The sequence below is a fragment of the Herminiimonas sp. Marseille-P9896 genome (assembly GCF_903993245.1).
In the GTDB taxonomy this organism is placed as follows: domain Bacteria; phylum Pseudomonadota; class Gammaproteobacteria; order Burkholderiales; family Burkholderiaceae_D; genus Oxalicibacterium; species Oxalicibacterium contaminans.
Genome location: NZ_CAJEVT010000004.1, coordinates 235,502 through 261,771, shown reverse-complemented (window position 1 = coordinate 261,771; position 26,270 = coordinate 235,502). Strand labels below are relative to the sequence as shown.

Sequence of the window (26,270 nt, the reverse complement as noted above, 5' to 3'; positions counted from 1 at the left end):
GCTTGCAGCCGGCGTCAATTTTTCACATCTTCGTAGCTAAAGAATTTGGCAATAGCAACCAGCACTTGTTCCAGCACCAGGCCGACTATGCCTATGACCACAATGGCGATGATGATGTGTGCCACGTTCAGGTTGTTCCACTCATCCCATACCCAGAAACCGATACCGACGCCACCAGTCAGCATTTCGGCCGCGACGATGACCAGCCACGCGGTACCGATCGCCAGACGTACGCCTGTCAACATATAAGGCAGTACCGATGGAAACAGAATCTTGGTGATGATCTTCCACTCGGACAGGTTCAACACCTTGGCGACGTTCATATAGTCTTGCGGCACGCGCTGCACACCGACTGCAGTGTTGATAATCATCGGCCAGATCGAGCAGATAAAGATGGACCAGATCGCAGCCGGATCCGCTGCCTTAAATACCAGCAGGCCGATAGGCAACCATGCCAGCGGCGACACCGGCTTCAACAAGCTGATGATGGGATTGAACATGCCCGACAGGAAAGAGAAACGGCCTATCATGAAGCCCAGCGGAATACCGACCAATGCAGCCAGACCGAAACCGACGCCTACCCGTTTCAGCGACGCCAGGATATTCCAGCCTATGCCCTGATCATTCGGGCCATTGCTGTAGAACGGATCGGAGAACAGCTCTATCGCCGACTTCAGCGTCAGTGATGGCGATGGAATACCGCTGTTTTTCACGGCGATGATTTCCCATACCAGCACCAGGAAAATCAGGCCGAGTACAGGTGGCACCACGGCCAGGAAGAAAGGACGCAAAGATAATTTGCCCCCCTTCACTTTGGGCTTGGTGGCAACGCTGGCTGGTGCTGCCGCATTTTGCATGACTTGCTCCGCTTTTCCGTTATCGGCTGACGCACTGACAGGCGCGTTTTCTACTGCAGGCATAATTGCACTCATGATGTTTCCTTAGGCTTTGATCTTGAATGATTCCGCATAAGCTTTTGGATTCTTGCCATCCCACACCACGCCGTCGATCAGCTTGGACGAGCGCATAGGGCTCTTAGGCACAGGTACATTGGCCAGCGCTGCAGCTTCCTTGTACAGGTCGATGCGATTGACCGATTTGGCGGTACCCAGGTAATCCGGTTCACCCTTGGCCAGACCCCAGCGTTTGTGCTGCGTCATGAACCACATGCCATCCGACAGGTAAGGGAAATTCGCCTGGCCGTCGTTGTAGAACTTCATGTAGTTAGGGTCATCCCAGGTTTTACCGAGGCCATTTTGGTAACGACCGAGGATGCGCTGGTTGATGACATCAACTGAAGTATTCACATAGGATTTGGCGGCGATAACTTCGGCCATTTTGTTTTTGTTCGATAACGAAGAGTCGATCCAGCGACCGGCTTCCAGCACTGCTGCGGTCAGCGCGCGTGCTGTATTCGGATGCTTCGCGACCCACTCGGAAGTAGTGCCCAGTACTTTTTCCGGATGATCTTTCCAGATGTCTTGTGTCGTCGCAGCGGTAATGCCGATGCCATCAACGATCGCGCGGTGATTCCATGGTTCACCAACGCAGTAGCCATCCATATTGCCGACGCGCATATTCGCCACCATTTGCGGCGGCGGTACGGTAATGACTTTGGCGTCTTTCATCGGATTGATGCCGTAGGTCGCCAGCCAGTAGTACAACCACATCGCATGGGTGCCGGTCGGGAAAGTTTGCGCGAAGGTGTATTCGCGCTTTTCCATTTGCATCAGCTTGGCCAGACCCGGACCGTCTATCGCACCGCTATCAGCCAGCTTCTTCGACAAGGTGATGGCCTGACCGTTATTGTTCAGCCCCATCAGCACCGCCATGTCTTTCTTCGCACCGCCTATGCCTTCATGCACGCCATACACCAGGCCATACAAGACATGCGCTGCATCCAGCTCGCCGTTGACCAGTTTGTCGCGCACACCGGCCCAGGAAGACTCTTTAGTCGGCACAATCTTGATGCCGTATTTTTTATCGAAACCCATGACGGAAGCCATGACGACCGAAGCGCAATCGGTCAGCGGAATGAAACCGACTTTGACTTCTTCTTTTTCCGGCTTGTCCGAACCTGCAGCCCACACACCCTGGGTTGCCAGACCGCTGAAGGCTGATACCGAAATAGCTGTGCCTGCTTTCAAGACTGTGCGCCGTGTCATATTGAATTTCCTGTCGTTCATGGTCATGGTTTTCCTCTAGGTCTGCAGCAATAAAAAAGGACGCCCGGTCAGCAAGAGCAGCGCTCTTGCGACACGGACGTCCTTGTCCCAAACCATACCGGCCATCATTGGTCAGCACAGTTTTTAATTCTTAACACCGTCGTTGGTGTTAGCTACAGTTCAGCAATATGCATGCCAGCGTTTATCACTGGTTTAGCCAAACACACGACGCACTTAAACGAGATTTCCCGCTCTTTTTTCGTGCAACGGCATTTATTTAGTGCAATGACAGGTGCAAACATCAGCCCAGCAAATCGGCGACATCCAATATGCGCTGCGCCAGTTCAGACAGCTTCAGGTTCTTGTCCATCGCCATGCGACGCAGCTTGGAATACGCCTCATCTTCGGAAATACGATGGCGCTCCATCAGCAAACCCTTGGCGCGCTCTATGGTCTTGCGCTCGGCCAGCTTGAGTTTGGTATCAGATAGTTCAGTACGCAGCTTTTGCTCGGCATTGAAGCGCGCCAGCGCCACATCCAGCACCGGCTTGATGCGTTCGGACTGCAGGCCAGCCACCACATAAGCGGAAACCCCGGCTGCCATCGCCGCTTCCATGCTGGAGGTCGCATGATCTTCAGTAAACAATACGATGGGACGCCGCGCATCGCGGGTCGCCATCACCACGTGTTCCAGCACGTCGCGCGAGTCGGATTCGGCATCGATGATGATCATGTCGGGCTGCAATTGCGCGACCCGATCCGGCAAATGCATATCAGCCGGAAAAACCGCAATGATGTTGTAACCGGCCTCCAGCAAACCTATGCGCAAGGCACGGGAGCGCTCAGCCTGCATCCAGGCGTTTTCATCCTGCTCACCTTCTGGCGGCATGACGGTATTGACGACGATGATGCGCAAAGTACGCACGTCGGAACGCAAATCAGGGCGAAAATCGGGTGGTGTAGTTTCAATCATCACAACATTCCAAAAGCAAGTCCTGCGGTCGGTGAGCAGAATACGCTACAATCCACGCAAGAATCACACCACATGTTGCATCTGATTGGCAACTTTACTCCCCATGCTTGTTCTTGGTATCGAATCCTCCTGTGATGAAACGGGTCTGGCGTTGTATGACACACAACGCGGCTTGCTTGCGCATGCTCTTTATTCACAGGTGAAAATGCATGAGGAATACGGTGGTGTAGTGCCGGAACTGGCGTCCCGCGACCATATCCGTCGCGCGATTCCATTGCTGGAGCAAGTATTTAAAGATAGCGGCGTCCAGCATGATGCGGTCGATGCGATAGCCTACACCCAGGGCCCAGGCCTGGCGGGTGCCTTGCTGGTAGGCGCATCTGTCGCCTGCGGCCTCGGCCTGGCGCTGGATAAACCTGTATTGGGCATCCATCACCTGGAAGGGCATTTGCTGTCGCCTTTGCTGGCCAGCGAGCCACCTGAGTTTCCCTTCATCGCTTTGCTGGTATCCGGCGGCCATACGCAATTGATGCGGGTCGACGGCGTCGGCCAGTACACCATGCTGGGTGAAACGCTGGATGATGCGGCGGGTGAAGCCTTCGACAAATCTGCCAAGTTACTGGGTCTCGGCTATCCCGGCGGTCCGGCGATTTCACGCATGGCTGAGTTCGGTGATCCGACTGCTTACAAGCTGCCGCGCCCTATGCTGCACTCAAAGAATCTGGATTTCAGCTTTTCCGGTCTGAAGACCGCAGTGCTGACAGTCGTCAAGAATCAAACCACGAATATCTGCGAGCAGGACAAAGCCAATATCGCACGTGCCTTTGTTGATGCCATCGTTGAAGTACTGACCGCCAAATGCGTGACCGCACTGAAGCACACCGGCCTCAAGCGCTTGGTGATCGCCGGTGGCGTCGGTGCGAATCAACAATTGCGCGCATCGTTGAATGCAGCGGCTGCCAAGAAGCACTTCAAGGTGTTTTATCCGGAACTGGAATTTTGCACTGACAATGGTGCGATGATTGCATTCGCCGGAGCGATGCGTTTGCAACTGAATCCTGATGCGGCCAAGCGCGATTATGCTTTCAATGTGAAGCCACGCTGGCCGCTGGATAGCATACGCGAGATCTGAAGCTAAGCCTTACAGGATAGCTTCCGTCTCGCCGCACACTCACTTCTTCTTGCTGCCCAGGCGGCTTTCTTTTCCTGCCAACAGGTTACCAATGTTTTTGCTGTGTCTGTAGACCAGCAGGATGCTCATCGCCAGCACTGCCAGCAAGATCACATCCGGGCCAAACATCAAACCGTAGTAGAACGGTGCAAAGATGCTAGCGATCAAAGCGGCCAGTGACGAATAGCGGAATGCATAGGCGATCACCAGCCAGGTAATCAGCGTCGCCAGGCCCAGCCAGCCATTCAATGCCAGCAATACGCCGAGCGCAGTCGCCACACCTTTACCGCCGACAAAGCGGAAGAAGATAGGCCACAGGTGACCGAGGAAAACAGCGATCGCGACCAGCGCCACGCCATTCTCATGCACACCATAGGCTGGACCGAAATGCTTGACCAGCCAGACTGCGACAAAACCTTTGGCACCATCACCGAGCAGGGTCAGGATCGCGGCTTTCTTGTTCCCGCTGCGCAGGACATTGGTCGCGCCAGGATTCTTCGAACCGTAGCTGCGCGGATCAGCCAAACGGAAACATTTGCTGACCACCACTGCAAAAGAAATCGAACCGATCAGATACGCTCCGATCGCAAATAAAACTGTATTCATACCAACCTTTTTAGTATTTCTGCGCCGCCTGCATGGCGGCAACCACTATTCTTCGAGCGCACACTGCACCGGCTTGGCCGCCAGGCTATCTGTCAACACCTGCGGTGCGATACCAATCAGGTAACCGCGCCGACCACCATTGATATAAATCTGTTCCAGCGCAAGGATACTCTGCTCTACGTAGACCGGCATCTGTTTCCGTGTGCCGAAAGGCGACGTGCCGCCAATCAGGAAACCGGAATGACGGTTCGCCACTTCCGGCTTGCACGGTTCCACTGACTTGCAGCCGATCTGGCGCGCCAGGTTCTTGGTCGAGACCTTGCGGTCGCCGTGCATCAGCACGATCAATGGCTTGGCTGCCTCATCCTGCATCACCAGCGTTTTTACTACATGGTGCTCATCGACACCCAGTTTTTGCGCCGAAACCGTGGTTCCGCCATGTTCTTCATAATCGTAGGGGTGTTCGGAAAAACCTATCCCGTTACGACGCAACCATTGGGTCGCTGGCGTTTCGGAAATATGCTCTTTTTTGGCCATGCGTGTTACGCTCATCTATAAAATTTGGAGCACATTATGCAACAAGAACTCCGCTTTGCCACCTTCAATGTCTGCAATCTGGCATTGCCGGGCACGAAATACTATGAAGACCAGATCCCGTATTCTGCCGAAGAATACGATGCCAAGATCACCTGGATAGCGCAGCAGCTGGACCGGCTGGATGCCGACGTGATCGGCCTGCAGGAGATCTTTTCCCAGCAGGCGCTGAGCGACGTGCTGGCAAAAACCCAGAAATATCGCCATGCGCAACAGCTGGGCTTTGATCCCGATCCCGACGCCGACCACCTGACGCCCAGCGTGGCCATGATTACACGCCTGCCGGTACTGGCCGGTGCGACGGTTTTTCGTGACTTACCGCACCAGCTGGCAATCACGCTGCCTGGCGTCGCCCACCCGGTCACGCATTTCACCCGCCCTATCCTGCACGCCCAGATAGAAGCCGCACCCGGGCTGGCGGTCGATGTTTTCGTCTGTCACCTGAAGTCCAAGCTGCCGGATTACCGCAATGACCTGGATGATGAATTGCCGGACCAGACTGGCATCGCCATGCTGCGCTCGCTGATACGGCGTGGCACCGATGCGTTGGGCTTGCGGCATTTGCTGTCGGATATCAAACAGGTGCAGCGCAAACCCATCGTCGTCATGGGTGACTTCAACGATGTTGCCGATGCGATCCCGACCCAGATGGTGATGGGCCTGGGCAAGTATCCATTGAATGGGGTCGATGACCGCCTGTTTGAAAGTTACCGTATCCAGTCACGCCGTGATGTGTTGCGTGATGTCGGCTATACGCATATCCACGACAACAGCTACGAGACGATAGATCACATCCTGGTATCGGAAGAATTCAATCCTGGCTCGCCATCGGCGCTAGGTGAGGTCGTCGAAGTGATGTACCTGAATGACCATATGGTTTTCAGGCAGGCTTATGCTTCGGATCATGGTTTGGTACTGGCGCGCATACTGCTGCATGAGCAGACAGTGGAACCGGCATCCGACGACTAAGGACGCAGACGCGGCAGAAGAACTGGTCGATTATCTGTCTGCAGCAGGCAGGTCGCTGCTCACTTGCTCAGCATCGTTGTTGTCATCATCACCTTCCGCAGCAACGCTGTCGTCAGGGGCATTGCCCTTTTCCAGCTTGCGCTTGAGTTTTTCTTCTTTCTTTCTCTTCTTTTCCAACTCTTTTTGACGCTTTTCGTACTGGAAGTTAGGTTTAGCCAAGTGGTCGCTCTTTGAGTGGATGTTCTGTTGAAGGTGGGTAGTCAGCGGCGCACTTTCTGCAAACACGCCCTGCTATGGGACGAATGCTAGCATGCCACCGTCCTTTACGTGTCATATCGGCAGGCGGACACAGACATTTCCAGATGGAAAGTTCGTCGAACGTCAGCCTATGACGGGCAAGAGCACGCAATGTCCATGCTTTGTGACGCAAACATAATTCCACCCCAAAATTTTAGCCGCGCGGATGGTGCATCTGATGCAAACGCTTCAAACGTTCGCGGGCGACATGGGTGTAGATTTGCGTGGTGGAAATATCCGAATGACCCAGCAAAAGCTGCACGACGCGTAAATCCGCCCCGTGATTCAGCAAATGGGTGGCAAAGGCATGCCGCAAGGTATGTGGTGACAGAGGTGCATTGATATTTGCCACCAGCGCATGTTTCTTGATCAGGGTCCAGAACATCTGACGCGTCATCGCGCCACCGCGTGCGGTCACAAATAAGGCGTCGTCTATCTGGCCGTCCAGGATCACGCTACGCGCTTCCTTCAGGTAGCGCTCTATCCACGCCCGCGCTTCTTCACCAAACGGAATCAAACGCGTTTTGCCGCCCTTGCCGGTAATACGCAGCACGCCTTCGTTCATGCCGACTTCGACCGACTTCAGCAATACCAGCTCGGTCACACGCAAGCCGCTGGCATACATCAGTTCCAGCATGGTGCGATCGCGCAAACCCAAGGGAGTGTTGATATCCGGCGCTGCCAGCAAGGCTTCGACCTGCGCCTCCGACAAAGTCTTGGGCATGCGCGGCGGCTGCTTGGCCGAGCGCAGGTGCAGGCAGGGATCGTCCTTGATTTTGTTTTGCCGCAGCGCCAGTTGATAGAAGCGCTTGAGCACTGCCAGGCGCCGGTTCGATGAGGTGGCTTTGGTGGTGGCGTGCTTGGCGTAGAAATAGCCGTTCAAATCTTCGGCATGCGCTTCCAGCAAAGGCTTGCCACGCTCCTGCTGCAGCCAGACGGCAAACAGGCGCAAATCACGACGATAGGCTTCCAGTGAATTTTTGGCGAGACCATCTTCCAGCCACAAGGTATCGCAGAACTCGTCTATCTCGCCCTGACTGCGCAAAGCTTCCGTGCTCATCGATACCCTTCGACCTTCTCATGTGCCAGCAGCCAGCGCTTCACGCCAACATGGAAGCTGGTCTCATCATCGTAATGCGAGAAACCACCGAGGCCATTCGCCGCCGTCACGCGGTGACAAGGGATGACCAGTGGATACCAGTTGGCACCGCAAGCCTGGCCGACGGCACGTGGCGCGGATTTCACCCGGCGCGCTATGTCGCCGTAGGTCAGCACCTCACCGCGCGGGATTTCAGCAATCGCTTTCCAGACCTTGTTCTGGAAGGCAGTGCCTATCGGCGCCAAGGGCAAGTCGAAGCGGAAGTCCGCATCGTGCAGATAGCGATCGACCTGTACCGCGGCACGCTCGGATACCGCATCGACTGCGGCCTTTTCATGGAAGCTGGCGGGCAGATACACCAGCTCGCGTACATGGCCGTCTTCGACACGGATGCCGACGGCACCGAAGGACGCTTCAACGATAGCGGTGAACAGGGACTGGGCTGCATTCTGTTGCATGGCGACGGATGGGATAAATACTCAAGAGCCTAAGCATAAAACAAAAAAGGCGCATCTCGCGATGCGCCCTCAAATACCTCTACTGTACCCTTGCAACGTATAGCATCGCTATCGCCGCTTTATTGATACAGGTCTCCCCTACTATCCGGCATCGATGCCGTGTGTGTATCTGTCTCCTGCTATCTATCCTGACTATCCTGTACTGCTTGCCTGGCTGGTGCCGGCCTGGCCTTGCACCAAAGTGGGGTGATTATAGGAAGCTATCCCACAGAAATCAAGCATTCATCTGAAACGGATCATAGCGGAGGAAAACTGCAAATGGTATGTTTTTTAACAACGTTTTCCGTCATATCCGCAATAATATTTTTGACAGAATTTCGTGATTTATTGTAGGCATCTGGCTGACAAGCCCCCGCCGCAAGCCAAATAAAAAGGGCGCATCTGACGATGCGCCCTGAATTTTTCTCTGCATTACCGGCTATGACTAACTGACCTCAATAGCGTCGTGCAACACAGGTCTCCTCGACTCACCGGCCTGCTGCCCGTAACAGGCAGTGGCCGTGTTATTAGTCTTCCTTGAATGCTTCTTCGCGTTTCTTGCGCAATGCAGGCATCAACACGACCGCCATCGCCAATACGGCAACTGCCAGCATGGTTGCGCTGATCGGACGCTGGATAAACACCATCGGATCACTGCGCGACAGCAGCAATGCACGACGCAGGTATTCTTCCATCATCGGTCCGATAATGAAGCCCAGCAGCATAGGTGCAGGTTCCGCATCCAGCTTGGCGCAGATATAACCAAACAGGCCAAACAGGGCCATCAGGTAAATATCAAAGTCGCTGTTGTTCAAGCTGAAGACACCGATCGCGCAGAACAGCAGAATCGCCGGGAACAGATGGTGGTAAGGCACGGTAATCATGCGTACCCACAAACCGATCATCGGCAGGTTCAGCACGATGAGGAAGAAGTTACCGATCCACATCGAAGCAATCAGACCCCAGAACAGGGTTGGTTGCTCGGTCATCACTGCAGGACCTGGCTGGATACCCTGAATGATCATCGCACCGATCATCAGCGCCATCACCGGATTCGACGGGATACCCAAAGTCAGCATAGGAATGAACGAAGTCTGCGCACCGGCGTTGTTGGCCGATTCAGGAGCTGCCACACCTTCGATTGCGCCCTTGCCAAATTCTGCCGAGTTCTTCGATACTTTTTTCTCGATCGAATACGCTGCAAACGATGCCAGCATCGCGCCGCCGCCTGGCAGGATACCCAGCGCCGAGCCGAGTGCCGTACCACGCAGGACCGGAGCGATGATGCGTTTGAAGTCATCCTTGGTCAGCATCAGACCGGAAACCTTCTTCATCAGCAGCGAACGGGTTTCTTCATGTTCGAGGTTGCGGATGATTTCACCGATACCGAACATACCCATCGCCACGATGACGAAGTTGATACCGTCGGCCAGCTCAGGCAAGTCGAAGGTATAACGCGCCGCACCAGAGTTAACGTCGGAACCGACCAGGCCCAGCAACAGACCCAGGATCACCATACCGATCGCATTGAGCAGCGAACCGCTGGCCAGGACGACGGAAGCAACCAGACCCAGCACCATCAGCGAGAAGTATTCGGCAGGACCGAATTTCAATGCGAGGTCAGCCAGTGGCGGTGCAAACAATGCCAGCAGGATGGTTGCCACAGTACCGGCAAAGAAGGAGCCGATAGCCGCAGTAGCCAGCGCCTTACCCGCTCGCCCGTTACGCGCCATCTGATAACCATCGATCGCCGTCACCACCGAGGATGACTCCCCGGGCAGGTTGACCAGAATCGCGGTAGTGGAGCCGCCGTACTGGGCGCCGTAGTAAATACCGGCCAGCATGATCAGAGCGGAAATCGGAGGCAAAGCAAAAGTCGCCGGCAACAGCATCGCGATCGTGGCCACAGGACCCAGACCTGGCAACACGCCGACGGCGGTGCCGAGGAATACCCCGGCCAGACAGTAGGCCAGGTTTTGCAAGGACATTGCCGTGTCAAAACCTAGCGCCAAATTAGCAAATAATTCCATGTGAGTACCCTTTTAACCGCCGAACCATGGGCCAATAATCGCAATCGGCAAGCCGAGCAATTGGACGAAAACCACTACCGAGAAAACGGCAGCACCTGTGGCCAGCAAGATCGCCGGTACCCATTTGAATTTTGAACTGGCGTATGCACTGAACATGATGATCGCAAATACAGCAACCACCAGACCCGCACCACGTACCAGGAAACCGAACAGCAGAACGCCGGTCAGGATCAGAATTGTTTCTTTGACGGCAAACTTCCCGATCGGCTCGCCGTCACGGAAGAATGAACGCACCATCGCAGCCAGACCGATCAGGGACAGCAGGCCACCGAGGATGGTAGGGAAATAGGCAGGACCCATTTTGCCGGCCGTACCCATCGTGTAATCGCGGCCGATGATGACGGCGGCCAGACCGATACAGATAAAAATAACCCCAGTCCAAAAGTCCTTGGGATGTCGAATGAATGATAACAAGTTGCTCCCCTTCTCTAAAAACCAGATGGCTCAACGTTGAATAACAAACATCAAACGTCGAACAAAAAACTTTCTGTACTGCCGTGTCCCGGTGGGTGCGATTTTACCGGGCCACTTACTGAAATGACGAGATACACCTGCGCGTATCTCGTCATTTTTAAATTTACTGCATGGAGTGATCAGTCAGCGTAGACGCCGGCTTTCTTGATAATTGGTGCCCACTTGGCGATTTCCGCTTTCAGGTGTGCTCGCAGTGCTTCTGGTGTTGCGCGGTTTTCTGCAACCGGCTCGGTACCCAGATCAGCAAAACGTTGCTTGACAGTCGGATCTTTCAAAGCGACTTGCAAAGCGTGTTCCAGTTTGTCGATGATAGGTTTTGGTGTGCTCTTAGGAGCATACAGACCATGCCACACGGCAACTTCAAAGCCTGGCAAGCCAGCTTCGTTCATGGTTGGCAGGTTAGGCAACGAAGGTACGCGTGTTTTGGTGGTGACAGCGTAAGCCTTGATTTTGCCGCCTTTGATCTGGCTGGTGGTGTTGGTGGTTTGATCGCACATGAAATCAACCTGACCGCCGAGCAAATCGTTCATTGCAGGACCGGTGCCTTTGTAAGGCACAGTGGTCAGTTCGGTGTCGATAGCTGTCATGAACAACATACCGCACAGATGGGAGGCCGAACCAACACCGGCATTGGCGTAAGTTACTTTGGATTTGTTGGCTTTAACGTAGGCCAGCAATTCTTTCAGGTCTTTTGCAGGGAAGTCGCCACGTGCGATGAAAGTCATAGGCACGTCGGTGATCAGGCCGATAGGCTCGAAATCATCGATCGCGTTGTAGCTCAGTTTGCGATACAGCGAAGGTGCTGTCGATTGACCGATGTGGTGCAGGAACAGGGTGTAGCCGTCAGGTGCGGATTTCGCAACGCGTGCTGCACCGATCGTGCCGCCAGCGCCGCCGACGTTTTCAACCAGTACGGTTTGTTTCAGTGTGTTGCCCATCGATTGCGCAACCAGACGCGCCACTGTATCGGTCGGACCACCCGCAGCAAACGGCACGATCATGGTGATCGGCTTGGTTGGGTAAGGTGTTTGGGCATAGGCAAATGCGCTTGCGAACATAGCCAGGCCAGCAACCGATTTCAGAAATTTATGTTTCATGTGACGTGTCTCCTGATTTAATAATTATTGGAAAAACTACAACCGGACTAATCAAGGCCAGCTGTTTGTTCATCCTAACAAAATCGCAAATAAAGCGATACGAGGATATTGATGCACCTAATATGAAGCGAAGAAACGGTTTGAATAGTTCAGGACAATATGCACCCAAATTAATCCAAGGGGGCTGATCATACTTACCGAACCTTTCACCAAACTTGCGAGGTCAAGACTAAACGATTTTGTAGACCACCGGCAAGAAAGATTCGTGGCAATTTACACCTGTAATGGTACATATCACTGATATACCTGCGCGGTGAAACAAGAATTCACATTATCGATACATTTCCGCCGGCACAACATGAAAAATAATCATATTAAATGCCTTAACTAATATCGCTTATGTATTACTGATACGTGTTTAACGTGGATTATTGCGGCGCTGGTCAGCATCGCGTGTAACGCCATAAACGATGGCTTTGCCGATCCGGCCTTCCAGCAGTTTATGTACCGGCAGCATTGCCTGCCGCCAGGCTTCGGTTTCCTGTTCGGTCAGTGTATAAACCTTGACCTTCTTTAATTTCTTGATCGCCTGCAGTGCTGCGGCGTTTTCTTCTTCCGCCAGATTATTGCCATACACCGTCGCTTCGCGCATTGCGAGATCTATCGTATTGCGCAAATCGGAAGGCAGGCCATCCCAGAACTTCTTGTTCACCACCACCGCACTACCAAGATAGCCGTGATTGGAAATCGTCACATTGCTCTGTACCTCGTACCATTTTCTTGCGTAAAAGTTAACAGGTGAAGTTTCTGCACCGTCAACCACACCACCTTGCAAGGCCGGGTAGACTTCATATGCATCCAGTATCAATGGAATCGCACCGAGTGACTCCATCTGCCATGACAGTACTTTGGAAGAGTGGATACGCATCGCCAGTCCGGAGAAATCAGACGGTACGCGCAGGCGCTTATTGCCGGACATGATCTTGAAACCGTTATTCCAGTAGGCGAGGCCTACCATGCCTTTGGAATCCAGCTTGCGCAGCAGGGTCTTGCCGATCGGGCCTTCGGTCACACGCGTTACTGATTCCTTGTCAGTAAAGGCGAACGGCAAATCAAATACTTCGAAATCCTGCACCCCGAACTGGGCCAGCTTGGCCAGTGACGGCGCCAGCATCTGTACAGCACCCAATTGCAGCGCTTCCAGTTCATCGGTTTCTTTATAGAGCAGGTTATTTGGATAGACATCGACCCGGATACGGCGCTGGCTATTACGCTCCACTAATTCCTTGAAACGCAGCGCAGCCTTGCCTTTCGGGCTATCGGCCGGAGAAACGTGACTGAATTTAATTACAGTGGTCGTTTGCGCGGATACAATTACGCTGGTCAGCGATAATGCCAAACCGAGCATAAACAGATGCAGTTTTGTTGCTAATTTCATCGCACGACCAGGAAATCTCAATTTCGGGTTGATACTATGCGCAGTCACTGTAGGCGTCACAACTGTGGTTAACCACATCCTGCGCCGCGGTAAATGAACTCTGCGCGCTCTCGCAATACACCAGCATTTTTTAATTTGAATGTAATGCTGTAAGAACCACAAAAAATCGGTACCAACTATACCAGCGCAATACGTTCTATTTAATCAGCGCTTTTTATGTAAATAGTATGGTCGGTTTTTTATTTAGTTATTTATGATACCAAATCAAACCCGCTCACCAAGCTTCGGTTTTCCAAGTCGCAAACAGGCGTGGCGCTGGCTTGCTCCATTATTCCTGGCGCTGCTGTTCCTGACTACGCTGATCTGGCTGCCGCTGCATGAGAAGCAGCAGGAAGCCGCCGAACGCCAGGAACAACTGATCGCTGACTCCCTGTGGGTCGAGCAAACCATACGCTTCCAGCTACAACGCAACGAAGAAAGCCTGGGCCTGATGGGTTCCGAGATTGTATCCGGCTATCTGGTCGGCAAGCGTCTGCTGGACCGGATGGAAGGCCTGATCCGCAATAATCACGAAATCCATCGCATCATCCAGCTCGACGCAGATGGCAAGTTGCTGACCTCGACCGATGAAACGCTGATCAGCCTGAATGAGCTGTCGGCACCTTCGAAGCGCGCGTACGAACGCGCACGCACGACCCGCACCCCACTCTACAGCCAACCAGCCACCGATATCAGTGGTCCGGTGATGATCGACTATCACGTGCCGCTTTTTGTTGGTAACAAATATATCGGCAGCATCATCGCCAGCTATCTCGCCTCCAGCATCCTGGACGATATGGTGCCGTGGTGGTTTGCCCAGGACAATGAAATTGCCCTGACTGATATTAACGACGTCATCATCCACAAACGTGCATCCGGCGGTGCCGGTCGCGGTGTTTATACACACCGACGCGCACTCAACCTGGCCGGTCTCTCGCTCAAACTCAGCACCAACAGTATCAAGAGCGCGCCCAAGCTGCTGCCTAGTTTGCTGGTCGATACCGTCATCCTGCTCTCGCTGGGTCTGGCCTGGAGCTTGATCGCACTGTGGCGCGATATTAATCGACGGCTGGCCGCGGAAACCGCGTTGCGCGAACAGATCGCCTTCCGTACCGCGATGGAAAACTCGCTGATCACCGGTCTGCGCGCGCGCGACCTGGAGGGACGCGTAACTTATGTGAATCCGGCGTTCTCGCAAATGGTCGGCATGCCGGCCGAAGAAATCGTCGGCCACCTGCCGCCCATGCCTTACTGGGCTCCGGAAGCGCGCACTGAATATCAACGTCACTTTTCCCAGGTCGCAGCTGGCACCGCCAACCCGCAAGGCTTTGAAACCATCTTCCAGCACTCGGACGGGCGCCGCATACCAGTACTGATTTTTGAATCGCCACTGGTTGATAACACCGGTGCGCAAACCGGCTGGATGGGTTCCATCCTCGATATCTCAGATCGCAAACGGGTCGAAGACCTGAACCGCCAGCAGGAAGAAAAACTGCAAGCCAGCGCACGCCTGGCCACTATGGGTGAGATTGCCTCTACCCTCGCGCATGAGCTGAACCAGCCGCTGGCAGCAATCTCGAGCTACACCACCGGTGCGCTGAATATGCTGGAACGAGACAAATCGAAGGAAGCCGACGTCAATATCGATATGCTGACGCACGCACTGGAAAAAGCACAGGCGCAAGCGCAACGCGCCGGGCAAATCATACGCAGCGTGCATACCTTCGTGAAGAAACGCGAGCCTATGCGTACTGCGGTCACTATTGAAGAGTTAATCGATAACGTCGCGCCGCTGGTCGAACTGCAGGCGCAAAAATACTTCGTCTTCATCAAGATCGATATTCCGGACAACCTGCCGTCCGTGCTGGCCGATCACGTCTTGCTGGAGCAAGTGCTGCTCAACCTGACCCGTAACGCGATCGAATCCATGCAAAACATCGCGCCGGAAAAACGCGTGCTGCGCATCGCCGCGGCCGTCGATGATGCGATCCCGCCGAACGTGGTGGTCTCGATCAGCGACCAGGGTCACGGTATCCCGCCGGAAGTTGCGGAACGCCTGTATTCTCCGTTCTTCTCAACCAAGGCGGACGGTATGGGTATGGGCTTGAGTATTTGTCGTACTGCAATAGAATTCCACGGTGGCACACTCACGCATACGGACAATCCGGGCGGTGGCACCATCTTCCGTTTTTCACTTCCGACATTGCAAAATCGCTTGATCGAAACGACAATGCGTGCAAACCGGAGATAAAAGACATCCTTTTGATATATTTTTGATACTTATATCAGCGATGTAACAGCTGATATCACTCAGATACAACGCAACACCCGGCAGACCGACAGGATATTTAATGCTGCACATTATTGACGATGAAGAAGTAATCCGCGACTCGCTGATGTGGCTGGCCAAGTCGCGCGGCATCCCGGCCGCCGCCTATGACAGCGGCAAGGCTTTCCTCGCCACACTGGATAACATGACCCGCGCCACCAGCCCGCAAGGACAATGCATCTTGCTGGATGTGCGTATGCCGGAAGTCAGCGGCGTCGCCTTGTTTGACTTGCTGACCACACGCGGCCTGACACAGACTTTCCCGGTTATTTTCCTGACCGGTCACGGTGACGTGCCGATGGCGGTCGACACTTTGAAGCGCGGTGCTTTCGATTTCTTTGAAAAGCCATTCAATGACAACAAGCTGATGGATCGTATCCAGGAAGCACTTGCCTCCTCCGAACATGCATCAGCCAGCGTTGCCATCCACACCCGCCTGGCAGCATTGTCGGGTCGTGAACGCGAAGTGCTGGACCTGATCCTCGAAGGCAAGATGAATAAAGTCATTGCCGACAAACTGGGCATCAGCATGCGTACGGTCGAAGTACACCGCGCGCACATCTTCGACAAGATGAATGTAAAGACCGCGGTCGAACTGGCACGCCTCTTAAAGTAAAATCACACCATACCGGGGCGCGCATCGTACCCCGGTAACCCTGACGTTTTCCTGAACTGTTACTCCACTCCGGCGCCCGGCGCTGATCGTCATGCATATCGTCAATATCCTGCTGCCCGACTTCATGCTGATCCTGTTCGGCGCAGTTCTGTTCCGTGTCACCAAATGGCACGCCGAATTCTGGATAGGGATGGAGAAACTGATTTACTACGTGCTGTTCCCGGCACTGCTGTTCTACTCCTGCGCACGCTCACCGATCAACTTCGCCGCTACCGGCCAGTTCCTGCAAGTCGCGATTGCCGCCTGCGTCACCGGCATCGTCTTTGGCTGGCTGGCCAAACCGCTGTTCAAATCAGAACCCATGGTGTTTGAATCCGGTGTGCAAACGGCATTCCGCTTCAATTCCTATATCGCACTGGCAATCGCCAGCCGTCTCGGCGGCGCCGAAGGTACTTCGCTGATGGGTCTGGTAATCGGCTTTGCGGTCCCCTTGTGCAATATGGCGGCGGTCCACGCGCTGGTGAAGAACAAGGGCGGGCTGATATTTGAATTGCTGAAGAACCCGCTGCTGATGGCCACCGTGGGCGGCGTCGCCTTCAATCTGCTCGGCTTCCATGTACCGGAACTGGCGGGCGCTTTCCTGTCACGGCTTGGCAATGCATCGATCGCACTGGGCCTGATTATGGTCGGTGCCGGTCTGCGCCTGACCGGTTTGCATGCGTCGAAAGGCATCGCCGCTTACTTCATCATCGTCAAATTGCTGATCGTGCCGCTGGTCACCTATGGCCTCGGCCTCTGGCTGGGCCTGTCAACCGCGCATTTGCAAATGGTGGTGATGTTTGCCGCACTGCCGACTGCATCCAGCGCCTATGTACTGGCGGTACGCATGGGGGGCAATGGCCCGTTTGTGGCTTTCCTGATTTCTGCCGGCACCCTGATTTCGATGGCGACACTGCCGCTATGGCTGGCACTGTTACAGTAAGCAGGAATTTTTCTGCATCGCAGGTGTTACAACACTATCGCGGCTCCCGGCGCAGGAATAAAATACGCTCGCCTGAAAAAAGATTGAACTCAGGACACATATTTGCATCGTAGCTGCAGGTTAAAGTACTGGCACGAGGTGCATCATCCAGCACCCAAACTCAGGGATACCCTTATTCAATGCAAAATTTCACTGCCCATCTGCATGAAGAAGCCGGCACCCTCGCACTGGGCGCATCGCTCGCGCGTGCGCTGCAACCGGGCCTGACCATCTATCTGCACGGCGATCTGGGTGCGGGCAAAACCGCATTGACGCGCGCCATGCTGCACGCGCTGGGCCATACCGGCCATGTGAAAAGCCCGACTTACACATTGGCTGAACCGTACACGGTCACTATCGGCGACGCAGCAGTCAACGTCATCCACTTCGACCTGTACCGGATGGCCAGTGCCGAAGAATTCCTCGATGCTGGTTTCCGCGAGTACTTCAATCACAAAACAATCTGCATTATCGAGTGGCCGGAAAAGGCTGAAACGGTATTGCCTCCTCCCGACATCAGCATTTCACTCGCCGTTGCGGGCGAAGGGCGTGATGTAGAATTGCATGCGTTGTCCGACCAAGGTGTTGAATGTCTGAACCGACTGAAATTCGCTCCAAACCTGTGAAAGCAAAAGTGCGTCGCACAGTCCTCAAGGCTGGCGGCACTCTGCTGATCTCGCTGTTTTCGCCGCTACCGGCATTTGCTTCCCAAATCCTCGCCGTGCGCGTCTGGCCGTCCGAGGACTACACCCGCGTCACGCTAGAAAACGACGCCAATCTGAAAACCAATCACTTCATCATCAAGGATCCTGAGCGGCTGGTGGTGGACGTCGAAGGTATCGATCTGAATCCGACGCTGAAAAGCCTGATCGCGAAAATACAGCCTAACGATCCCTATATCAAACAGGTACGCGTCGGCCAGAACCGTCCGGGCGTGGTGCGCCTGGTATTCGACCTGAAGGAAGAAGTGAATCCACAGGTGTTTACGCTGGCACCGGTAGACAAGTATCAGCACCGCCTGGTGTTCGATCTGTATCCGGTCAATCCACCTGATCCGATCGCTGCGCTGATAGAAAAAGGCCAATGGTCGCTCGACAAACCGGATGAGCCGACCATGCCGCCGCCGGTAGCCGAAGTCAAACCACCGTTTGCCGAACCCAAACCTGATCGTCCGCCGCAAGTCAGCCGCATGCTGACTATCGCGCTCGATCCCGGTCATGGTGGCGAAGATCCGGGCGCGGTCGGCCGTGGCGGCAGCTATGAAAAACACATCGTGCTGTCGATCGCCAAGCGCCTCAAGGCCAAACTGGAACAGCACCCGAATATGCGTGTCATGCTGACGCGTGACGGCGACTACTTCGTGCCGCTGCATGTACGCGTACAAAAAGCGCGCAAGGTACAAGCTGACTTGTTTGTTTCGATCCATGCGGACGCCTTCGTGCAACCGACAGCAAATGGCTCGTCGGTTTTCGCCCTGTCGGAAAAAGGTGCAAGCTCGACTGCTGCACGCTGGCTCGCGAACAAGGAAAATGCTGCCGATTTGATAGGCGGCACGAATATCAAGAACCACGACAAGCAACTCGCCAGTGTCTTGCTCGACCTCTCCACGACGGCGCAGATCAATGACAGCCTGCGCCTCGGCAAAGCGGTCCTGAACGAAATCGGCGGCGTCAATCGCCTGCACAAGAATGCAGTGGAACAGGCAGGTTTTGCGGTATTGAAAGCGCCGGATATCCCGAGCATCCTGATCGAAACCGCTTTTATCTCCAACCCGGAAGAAGAAGCCAAGCTGAACGACAATGCTTATCAGGACCGGATGGCAGATGCGGTGGCACAAGGTATCAGGAAATACTTTGCGAAAAATCCACCGCTGGCGAAAAGTCGGATGATGTAAAGGAAGTACGATGAAAAAAGGCGCTTGGGTAAAACCAAGCGCCTTTTTTGTTTTATTTACTTCTGAAACGTTGCAAGACTTTCCACAAGGCGCCGAGTGCTACCGGCACCGCGGCAGCACCAACGCCAATCAGCACGATGGTATTCAGATGATCGCGAATGATAGGAATATTACCGAACAGGTAACCACCAACCACCAGCAAACCTACCCACAGCACCGCACCGATACAGTTAAATAACTGAAAACGGAAGAAAGTCATTTCCGACACCCCCGCGATAAACGGTGCGAAGGTACGCGCAATCGGGATGAAACGCGCCAGGATCAGCGTCTTGCCGCCATGTTTTTCATAGAAAGCATGGGTTTTGCGCAAGGCATCGCGGTCCAGCCAGCGATAATCGTGGGTGAACACCTTCTCGCCTATCGCATGCCCTATCCAGTAATTCACGGTATTGCCCAGAATTGCCGCCGTCATCAGCAAAGCCAGCAGCAGCCACAAATTCATGCTGCCTGACGCACAAAATGCACCCGCTATAAAGAGCAGGGTATCGCCAGGCAAAAAGGGAAAGACAACCAGACCGGTTTCGCTAAAGATAATCGCGAACAGCACGACATAAATCAGCATGCCGTATTGCGCGATAAAAGTGCCTAAATACTTGTCGACATGCAAAATCATGTCGAAGAACTGCATGAAATCCATAATTTTCCTCGGTAGCGGCGGAATGATACACCAGCGGCACTGCCGACAGGCACCGTAGAAAGACTGCGGACAGCGCCGACAGTTCACTGCACCGTGCAGCCGGGCAATCAGAAGTTATAATCTCCCCATGTACGCTACCACCCAACCTCTCCGGCCGATACAGCCACTCTCCGATCAACTCATTTCGCAAATCGCCGCCGGTGAGGTAGTCGAACGCCCGTCCGCCGTCGTCAAGGAATTGCTGGAAAACGCACTGGATGCCGGTGCCACCACCATCAACATCCGGCTGGAGCAAGGTGGCGTAAAACGCATCGCGATTACCGATAACGGTCGCGGCATTGCCCCGGAACAATTACCACTGGCGCTGGCACGACATGCAACGTCCAAAATCAATTCGCTGAACGAACTGGAAAACGTCGCCACGCTGGGCTTCCGTGGAGAAGCACTGGCATCGATCGCATCCGTCTCACAACTCACGCTCACTTCGCGCACTGCAGATGCGCAGCACGCGTGGGAAATCTGCGGCGTGCAAGGCAGCGATCAAAAAAACACTGTAGCGCCATCGTCCGGCTCCCAGGGCACTACCGTCGACGTGCAGGATCTGTACTTCAATACGCCCGCGCGACGGAAGTTTCTGAAAACAGAACAAACCGAATTCGGCCATTGCGCAGAAGTCGTGCGCCGCATCGCACTGTCGCGCCCGGATGTCGCGTTCTCGCTGACACACAATGGCAAGACCGTCGATCACTGGTCGGTGAACGACATCGCCAAACGCAGCGCACACATACTCGGCAGCGAATTCTCCGGTGCCCGCCTGCCACTGGAAGAAACTGCCGGACCTTTGCACCTGCATGGCTTTATCGGCTTGCCGACTACCTCCAAGGCGCGCGGTGACGCGCAATATTTCTACGTCAACGGCCGTTTCGTACGCGACAAATTGCTGACGCACGCAGTGCGCTCTGCCTATCAGGACGTGCTGCACGGCGACCGCTATCCGTCGTATGTCATCAGCCTGGATCTGGATCCTGCCCTGGTCGACGTCAACGTACATCCATCGAAAATCGAAGTACGTTTCCGCGATAGCCGCGCCGTCCATCAATTCGTATTCCACGCGGTCAGCCGCGCACTGGCGCAAACGTCAGCCACTGCCTTCGGTGCAGTACCATCGCCGACGCCTGCACCATCCGGCGCACTGCCATGGCTGCGCGATGCACAGCAAACCACCTTTTCACCGCAATTCCAGCAGCAATATGGCGTCGCGCAAACGACGGCGAATTACGGTGCATTGTTTAATACGGACACAGCCGTCACCGACGGCAGCAACAATTACAGCAGCGGTGCATCGCCCCTGCCCGTCTTCAATGGTGGTGCAGCGCAAACCATGTCGGATGAAGAATTCCCGCTCGGCTTCGCACTGGCGCAGTTGCACGGCATCTTCATCCTTGCACAAAACACCAAGGGCCTGGCGCTGGTCGATATGCACGCGGCACATGAACGCATACTCTACGAGCAATTAAAAAACGCATTGGATGACAATGCGATGCAGGTGCAGCCACTGCTTATCCCTATCACCTTCTATGCGGATGACGTCGAAGTCGGCACTGCGGAAGACAGCAAGGAAACCCTGCAATCGCTGGGCTTTGATATCGCCGTCATGTCACCGACCACGCTCGCAATACGCGCAGTACCAACCCTGCTGCGGAACGCTGATGCGCAATCACTGGCACGCGACGTCTTGCGTGATGTACGCGAATACGGCGGCTCGCGCGTGCTGGTGGAAAGGCGCAATGAATTGCTCGGCACCCTGGCCTGCCATACTGCAGTGCGCGCCAACCGCATGCTGACCGTGCCGGAAATGAATGCGCTGCTGCGCCAGATGGAAGCCACCGAACGCGCCGACCAGTGCAATCACGGGCGCCCGACCTGGGTACAACTGGGCTTGTCCGATCTCGACAAACTCTTCGAGCGCGGACGTTAAGATGTCGGCTAAACCACTGGTCGTCTCCATCATGGGACCGACCGCATCCGGCAAAACTGCCGCCGCACTGGCTATCGCGGAACGCATCCCGGCAGAAATCATCTCCGTCGATTCCGCACTCGTCTATCGCGAGATGGACATAGGCACCGCCAAACCCACCGCAGAAGAACTGGCCCAAGTACCGCACCATCTGATCGACATCCTCGATCCGCTGGAGTCGTATTCCGTCATGCAATTCCGCCAGGATGCGATACGGCTGGCGGCAGACATCCATGCCCGCGGCAAGCTGCCCCTGCTGGTTGGCGGCACCATGCTCTACTTCAAAGGTTTGAAAGATGGACTGGATGCGCTGCCGCAAGCGGATACAGCATTGCGCGCAGAACTGGATGCAGAAGCGGCAGCAATCGGCTCGCCAGCGATGCACGCCAAACTGACGGCACTTGATCCCGTTACGGCCGAGCGCCTGAAACCAAACGACTCGCAACGCATACAGCGCGCACTGGAAATCATTGCCCTCACCGGTCAGCCTATGTCGGCCTTGCTGGCGCAGGCACCGAAAACGGAACTGCCGTTTACGCTGTTGCCGATCGCACTGGAACCATCGGATCGCAGCGTGCTGCATACCCGCATCGCCACGCGCTTCGACGCCATGCTGAAAGGCGGCGCGCTGCTGGATGAAGTCAAAGCACTGCGCGCACGGGGCGACCTGCATCTGGGCCTGCCATCCATGCGCTGCGTAGGCTATCGCCAGAGCTGGGAATATCTGGATGGCGCTTACGGCCTGGCAGAATTGCGCGAGCGCGGCATCGCTGCTACCCGTCAACTGGCGAAACGACAGCTCACCTGGCTGCGCTCCATGGATGACCGCCACATCATCGATTGCCTCGCACCCAATGCGGCTGGCAGCATCCTGCAACAAATAGAAACGGCGCAAAATCAAGGCTGATTGCAAATTCCACAATATTTTTATCGAATATTCGGCAAGTAATGGAATTTGGATATTGACAGGGAATGCCAAAAACGCGATAATTTTCGGCTATCTGGTGATATAGCTCAGTTGGTTAGAGCACAGCACTCATAATGCTGGGGTCGGTGGTTCAAGTCCACCTATCACCACCAAGAACATGTTTCGGGAGCAATCCTGAACTTTACAAAAACCCGCTTTCAGCCTCGGCCGAAGCGGGTTTTTTGTTGCTTGCGAATGTTGATTCGCCTTACTTCGTCTGCACTTGCGGTTTGCGCATATACGTTTCCAGCAATTCAAATATCGCCATACCCAGCACCATCGCCGTCACGAAGATAACCGTTTTACTATGGCCGATGACGAGCGAGGCTAAGGCCGGGCCCGGACAATAACCAGCCAGCCCCCAGCCGACACCAAATGCCAGGCCACCGAATACCAGCCGCTTGTCTATCTGCTTCGCTTGCGGCAAACGCAAAGGCTCACCCAGTAAAGTCTTGCTACGTTTCGCAGCTGCGCTAAAAGCGATCAGGCCAACGCAGATCGCACCACCCATCACAAAAGCCAGCGACGGATCCCACTTCCCGCCCAGATCAAGAAAACCGATGACCTTGGCCGGATTAGCCATGCCGGAAATAATCAAACCTATCCCGAAGATCAGACCTGCCAGTAATGCCATAAAGATTTGCATGACGGTGCTCCTAGACGATCAAATGACGCACGATGTACACGGTCAGAAATCCTGCCACCATGAAAGCCAACGTTGCAACCAGCGAACGCAGCGACAGGCGCGATAAACCGCATACACCATGACCGCTGGTACAACCCGCACCGTAGCGCGTACCCAGCCCGACCAGCAAACCTGCGATTACCAGCGTCACATTACTGGCTTCTATCGTCACCTCCGGCAAAGGGCGAAACAGGGCAAACACCAAAGGCGAGATCATCAGGCCCAGCAAGAACGTAATGCGCCACAGCACGTCGCCTTTCACTGGTCGCAACAAGCCACCGAGTATGCCGCTGATACCAGCGATCTTGCCGTTGAAGAGTATAAACAGGGCCGCCGCCAGTCCGATCAGCAAGCCGCCAGCCAGCGCATGCCACGGCGTGAAATGCATCCAGTCTATCGTCATGATTTTTTCCTCTTCGCAGGTGCGCAGTACTGTTGGTACAAGACTTCAATCACGGCCATCGCTTCTTTGCTGGCCATGCTGTAATAGATTTGCTTGCCTTCGCGCCGCGTATGCACCAGTTGCTCTTCACGCAGTACAGTCAACTGCTGTGACAAAGTCGGCTGCCGTATTTCAGTCGCCTCTTCCAGTTCGCTGACGCAGTACTCGCCCTCGGCCAACTGGCACATTAATAACAATCTATCCCGGTTGGATAAAGTCTTGAGCAAGCCGCAGGCTTTAGCCGCGGCTTGCTGCAAGGCATCCAGATCCACACTTTCCGTTGCACTCATACACACTCTTTTAAGCATCGAACAATATGCAATATTTTAATATATATTTATATATATTATTAAGTAAAAATAAAGCAGCCTGGATACACAGGCTGCTTACGCTCATAGACTTGATCAATTACGGTGGCACGCATTCTTGTACTCCGCGTTTCACTACCTTGCCCGCCTTCTTCGCTGCCGCTATTTTTTTGGCGGAAGCATCAAACGCATTATCCAGATACCCACCATAGACACCTGCAATATCGCCACCGATGATGGGCGGTGCCAGCATGCAGCCGCTGGCATCGACGAAGATCACCGTAGGTGCTGCGATCACCTTGTATTTCTGCGCGATGCTGCGCGGGCTGGCGCTGCCGCGATCAAAATTCTGCACGCTTTGTGCACTCGCCATATCAACTTCACGGATGATGGGTCGATCCTTAACTTTGCTATCCCTTAGCAATGGATGCAAATAGTTATTCCGCACCACATGACAGAACGGACAGCCCGGCAAGGAGAAAAAGAGTATGACAGGCTTGCCTTCACGCTCTGCCTGCGCGCCGTCACGCGCCAGGTCGCTCACCATGGGAATCGCGGCCGCCTTATTGTCTGCAAGAGCAGGCACACTGAACACCAGGCACAGCAAACAAAGAAGCAATGATTTCATACGCTACTCAATCCTGCTGCGCGAATCTGGCAATGTCGTCGAAGTCTTCGTCAAAGATTTCACCAACATCAACTCGCCGCAGCATGCCACGCTTGTCGAATACATAGTTAATCGGCAAACCCTGGCGTTTGCCTAACACGCGTTCGAGAGCGACAAAGTCCGTAGTGACAGGATGCGTGAGCTGGTACTTGCGCACCCACTGCTGCGCTTTCTCTTTCTGCTGAGGATCTTTGGTTTCGATGTTGACGCCAATGACGATCAACTTGTCCGTATTCTTGCTATACAGCTTTTGCAATTTCGGTGCCTCGTTTGCACAGAACGGGCAATAGGACGCGAAGTAACTGATGACGATGACCTTGCCGCGCAAGCTGGCAGGATTGATGGTCTTGCCGTCCAGCGTCGTCAGTGTCGGCAATACCGGCGTGTCGCCCGGCCGCACATCGGCTGCGTACACCGATCCGGACACGGCCACGCATGCCAGCAATAGCAAACGAGATACGGCGAGGGACAGGCGCTTCATCATGCTACTCACCTAAGGAAGCAGGCTACGCGCAATGGCGCGCAGCGAATTTCAATACTTGGGGAAATACAATTTGCTCTTGTCCAGCTTATAACTCCACGGCAGTCCGGCATTCTTCCAGCCATTCACTGCGCGCTGACCTGCCTGCGGCCCGCTCTTTGCCAGGTCACCTTCAAAACCGTCAACGACCGAATACACCTTGGTGTAACCAAGATCGGTCAGCAAGTTGGCCGCACGCGAGCTGCGGTCACCGGAACGACAGATCAGGATCACGGTATCGTTTTTACCGAGTCCTGCTACGGTCATACGTCGCGCCAGTTCCGGCCCGAAGTCGCTATTCACGTCCAGCTTGAAACGTCCATTCTTGTCATCCCAAGGCGCGTCATCCGGATGCTCTACATAAGGTATGCTGGCATCGACTATGGTCGGCATGCCAACGTAGGTGATTTCACCACGCGTACGCACGTCAACAAAATAAGCCTTGTCAGCCAGCTTTTGCTTGAGTGCGTAAGCTTCCTTTGCATCCAGATACAGCCCTGCCTTGGTCTGCTTGATATCCGGCACTTGCGTCGCATCGTAAGCCCAGGCAAACACACAAGTCACACCCAGTACCAAACCAGCAATCAACTTTTTCATC

28 protein-coding genes and 1 tRNA gene are annotated in these 26,270 nt (G+C 54.5%); 10 read left to right on the top strand and 19 right to left on the bottom strand.

Annotated elements, in window-relative coordinates:
- Window positions 1-14: 14 nt before the first annotated feature.
- The 3 genes from ntrB to H7U06_RS15855 all read right to left on the bottom strand — a co-directional run bounded on the left by ntrB (window position 15) and on the right by H7U06_RS15855 (window position 3,138).
- On the bottom strand, window positions 15-932 hold the full coding sequence (ntrB, locus tag H7U06_RS15865; RefSeq protein WP_175627074.1) for a nitrate ABC transporter permease: 918 nt from the start codon (window positions 930-932) through the stop codon (window positions 15-17).
- A gap of 9 nt (window positions 933-941) precedes the next feature.
- Window positions 942-2,165, bottom strand: coding sequence for a CmpA/NrtA family ABC transporter substrate-binding protein (locus tag H7U06_RS15860; protein ID WP_254873264.1), 1,224 nt, complete (start codon window positions 2,163-2,165; stop codon window positions 942-944).
- 301 nt (window positions 2,166-2,466) lie between these two features.
- Window positions 2,467-3,138, bottom strand: a complete 672-nt coding sequence (locus H7U06_RS15855; protein ID WP_175627072.1) for an ANTAR domain-containing response regulator — start codon at window positions 3,136-3,138, stop codon at window positions 2,467-2,469.
- 103 nt (window positions 3,139-3,241) lie between these two features.
- On the opposite strand from H7U06_RS15855, the gene tsaD reads away from it, so the two are divergent.
- The gene (gene tsaD, locus H7U06_RS15850; protein WP_175627071.1) at window positions 3,242-4,270 is read left to right on the top strand and encodes a tRNA (adenosine(37)-N6)-threonylcarbamoyltransferase complex transferase subunit TsaD; all 1,029 of its coding nucleotides are present in this window, start codon (window positions 3,242-3,244) and stop codon (window positions 4,268-4,270) included.
- 39 nt (window positions 4,271-4,309) lie between these two features.
- Here the strand turns inward: tsaD and plsY are convergent, their stop codons facing one another.
- Entirely contained in the window at window positions 4,310-4,915 is a 606-nt protein-coding gene (plsY, locus tag H7U06_RS15845; protein WP_175627070.1) for a glycerol-3-phosphate 1-O-acyltransferase PlsY, read from the bottom strand.
- Between the two features lie 45 nt (window positions 4,916-4,960).
- Window positions 4,961-5,452: a Cys-tRNA(Pro) deacylase gene (gene ybaK, locus H7U06_RS15840; RefSeq protein ID WP_175627069.1), complete on the bottom strand. Its 492-nt coding sequence runs from the start codon at window positions 5,450-5,452 to the stop codon at window positions 4,961-4,963.
- Window positions 5,453-5,488: 36 nt separating this feature from the next.
- Between ybaK and H7U06_RS15835 the strand changes: the two genes are divergently transcribed.
- The gene (locus tag H7U06_RS15835; protein ID WP_175627068.1) at window positions 5,489-6,478 is read left to right on the top strand and encodes an endonuclease/exonuclease/phosphatase family protein; all 990 of its coding nucleotides are present in this window, start codon (window positions 5,489-5,491) and stop codon (window positions 6,476-6,478) included.
- A 30-nt stretch (window positions 6,479-6,508) separates the two neighbouring features.
- Here the strand turns inward: H7U06_RS15835 and H7U06_RS15830 are convergent, their stop codons facing one another.
- The 7 genes from H7U06_RS15830 to H7U06_RS15800 all read right to left on the bottom strand — a co-directional run bounded on the left by H7U06_RS15830 (window position 6,509) and on the right by H7U06_RS15800 (window position 13,470).
- Window positions 6,509-6,763 carry a hypothetical protein gene (locus H7U06_RS15830; RefSeq protein WP_370458631.1) on the bottom strand — a complete coding sequence of 85 codons (255 nt, stop codon included), beginning with the start codon at window positions 6,761-6,763 and terminating at the stop codon, window positions 6,509-6,511.
- 166 nt (window positions 6,764-6,929) lie between these two features.
- Entirely contained in the window at window positions 6,930-7,835 is a 906-nt protein-coding gene (gene xerD, locus H7U06_RS15825; protein WP_175627067.1) for a site-specific tyrosine recombinase XerD, read from the bottom strand.
- Complete coding sequence (locus tag H7U06_RS15820) at window positions 7,832-8,332, bottom strand: methylated-DNA--[protein]-cysteine S-methyltransferase (protein WP_175627066.1); 501 nt, start codon at window positions 8,330-8,332, stop codon at window positions 7,832-7,834. Before H7U06_RS15820 ends, xerD begins: the two co-directional genes overlap by 4 nt.
- A gap of 566 nt (window positions 8,333-8,898) precedes the next feature.
- The gene (locus H7U06_RS15815) at window positions 8,899-10,401 is read right to left on the bottom strand and encodes a tripartite tricarboxylate transporter permease (RefSeq protein ID WP_175627065.1); all 1,503 of its coding nucleotides are present in this window, start codon (window positions 10,399-10,401) and stop codon (window positions 8,899-8,901) included.
- Between the two features lie 12 nt (window positions 10,402-10,413).
- Window positions 10,414-10,875 (bottom strand): tripartite tricarboxylate transporter TctB family protein, encoded by a 462-nt coding sequence (locus tag H7U06_RS15810; RefSeq protein ID WP_175627064.1) that lies wholly within the window; start codon window positions 10,873-10,875, stop codon window positions 10,414-10,416.
- A gap of 179 nt (window positions 10,876-11,054) precedes the next feature.
- Window positions 11,055-12,032: a tripartite tricarboxylate transporter substrate binding protein BugD gene (locus H7U06_RS15805; protein ID WP_175627063.1), complete on the bottom strand. Its 978-nt coding sequence runs from the start codon at window positions 12,030-12,032 to the stop codon at window positions 11,055-11,057.
- A gap of 418 nt (window positions 12,033-12,450) precedes the next feature.
- Window positions 12,451-13,470, bottom strand: a complete 1,020-nt coding sequence (locus H7U06_RS15800) for a DctP family TRAP transporter solute-binding subunit (protein WP_175627062.1) — start codon at window positions 13,468-13,470, stop codon at window positions 12,451-12,453.
- A 253-nt stretch (window positions 13,471-13,723) separates the two neighbouring features.
- On the opposite strand from H7U06_RS15800, the gene H7U06_RS15795 reads away from it, so the two are divergent.
- From H7U06_RS15795 to H7U06_RS15775, 5 genes are all read left to right on the top strand, one after another.
- Window positions 13,724-15,760, top strand: a complete 2,037-nt coding sequence (locus H7U06_RS15795; RefSeq protein WP_175627061.1) for an ATP-binding protein — start codon at window positions 13,724-13,726, stop codon at window positions 15,758-15,760.
- Window positions 15,761-15,860: 100 nt separating this feature from the next.
- Window positions 15,861-16,454, top strand: a complete 594-nt coding sequence (locus tag H7U06_RS15790) for a response regulator transcription factor (RefSeq protein WP_175627060.1) — start codon at window positions 15,861-15,863, stop codon at window positions 16,452-16,454.
- A gap of 91 nt (window positions 16,455-16,545) precedes the next feature.
- Entirely contained in the window at window positions 16,546-17,436 is an 891-nt protein-coding gene (locus H7U06_RS15785) for an AEC family transporter (protein WP_175627059.1), read from the top strand.
- Window positions 17,437-17,615: 179 nt separating this feature from the next.
- Window positions 17,616-18,101 carry a tRNA (adenosine(37)-N6)-threonylcarbamoyltransferase complex ATPase subunit type 1 TsaE gene (gene tsaE / locus H7U06_RS15780; protein ID WP_175627058.1) on the top strand — a complete coding sequence of 162 codons (486 nt, stop codon included), beginning with the start codon at window positions 17,616-17,618 and terminating at the stop codon, window positions 18,099-18,101.
- Window positions 18,065-19,369 (top strand): N-acetylmuramoyl-L-alanine amidase, encoded by a 1,305-nt coding sequence (locus H7U06_RS15775; protein ID WP_175627057.1) that lies wholly within the window; start codon window positions 18,065-18,067, stop codon window positions 19,367-19,369. The genes tsaE and H7U06_RS15775 overlap by 37 nt, the downstream gene beginning before the upstream one ends.
- 52 nt (window positions 19,370-19,421) lie before the next feature.
- Here the strand turns inward: H7U06_RS15775 and H7U06_RS15770 are convergent, their stop codons facing one another.
- Window positions 19,422-20,066 (bottom strand): VTT domain-containing protein, encoded by a 645-nt coding sequence (locus tag H7U06_RS15770; protein WP_175627056.1) that lies wholly within the window; start codon window positions 20,064-20,066, stop codon window positions 19,422-19,424.
- A 127-nt stretch (window positions 20,067-20,193) separates the two neighbouring features.
- Between H7U06_RS15770 and mutL the strand changes: the two genes are divergently transcribed.
- The 3 genes from mutL (at window position 20,194) to H7U06_RS15755 (ending at window position 23,163) form a co-directional block, all read left to right on the top strand.
- A complete protein-coding gene (gene mutL / locus H7U06_RS15765; protein WP_175627055.1) occupies window positions 20,194-22,044 on the top strand; it encodes a DNA mismatch repair endonuclease MutL in 1,851 nt (616 codons plus the stop codon).
- 1 nt (window position 22,045) lies between these two features.
- Window positions 22,046-22,990: a tRNA (adenosine(37)-N6)-dimethylallyltransferase MiaA gene (miaA, locus tag H7U06_RS15760; protein ID WP_175627054.1), complete on the top strand. Its 945-nt coding sequence runs from the start codon at window positions 22,046-22,048 to the stop codon at window positions 22,988-22,990.
- Between the two features lie 96 nt (window positions 22,991-23,086).
- A tRNA-Met gene (locus tag H7U06_RS15755) sits at window positions 23,087-23,163 on the top strand.
- A gap of 95 nt (window positions 23,164-23,258) precedes the next feature.
- Here H7U06_RS15755 and H7U06_RS15750 read toward each other — a convergent pair.
- From H7U06_RS15750 to H7U06_RS15725, 6 genes are all read right to left on the bottom strand, one after another.
- Window positions 23,259-23,696: a YeeE/YedE family protein gene (locus tag H7U06_RS15750; RefSeq protein WP_175627053.1), complete on the bottom strand. Its 438-nt coding sequence runs from the start codon at window positions 23,694-23,696 to the stop codon at window positions 23,259-23,261.
- A 10-nt stretch (window positions 23,697-23,706) separates the two neighbouring features.
- The gene (locus H7U06_RS15745; protein WP_175627052.1) at window positions 23,707-24,138 is read right to left on the bottom strand and encodes a YeeE/YedE family protein; all 432 of its coding nucleotides are present in this window, start codon (window positions 24,136-24,138) and stop codon (window positions 23,707-23,709) included.
- Window positions 24,135-24,467, bottom strand: a complete 333-nt coding sequence (locus H7U06_RS15740) for a helix-turn-helix transcriptional regulator (RefSeq protein ID WP_175627051.1) — start codon at window positions 24,465-24,467, stop codon at window positions 24,135-24,137. The genes H7U06_RS15745 and H7U06_RS15740 overlap by 4 nt, the downstream gene beginning before the upstream one ends.
- 118 nt (window positions 24,468-24,585) lie before the next feature.
- Window positions 24,586-25,113 (bottom strand): thioredoxin fold domain-containing protein, encoded by a 528-nt coding sequence (locus H7U06_RS15735; protein ID WP_175627050.1) that lies wholly within the window; start codon window positions 25,111-25,113, stop codon window positions 24,586-24,588.
- 7 nt (window positions 25,114-25,120) lie between these two features.
- Window positions 25,121-25,636, bottom strand: a complete 516-nt coding sequence (locus H7U06_RS15730; RefSeq protein WP_175627049.1) for a TlpA disulfide reductase family protein — start codon at window positions 25,634-25,636, stop codon at window positions 25,121-25,123.
- Window positions 25,637-25,684: 48 nt separating this feature from the next.
- On the bottom strand, window positions 25,685-26,269 hold the full coding sequence (locus tag H7U06_RS15725; protein WP_175627048.1) for a rhodanese-like domain-containing protein: 585 nt from the start codon (window positions 26,267-26,269) through the stop codon (window positions 25,685-25,687).
- Window position 26,270: the final 1 nt, after the last annotated feature.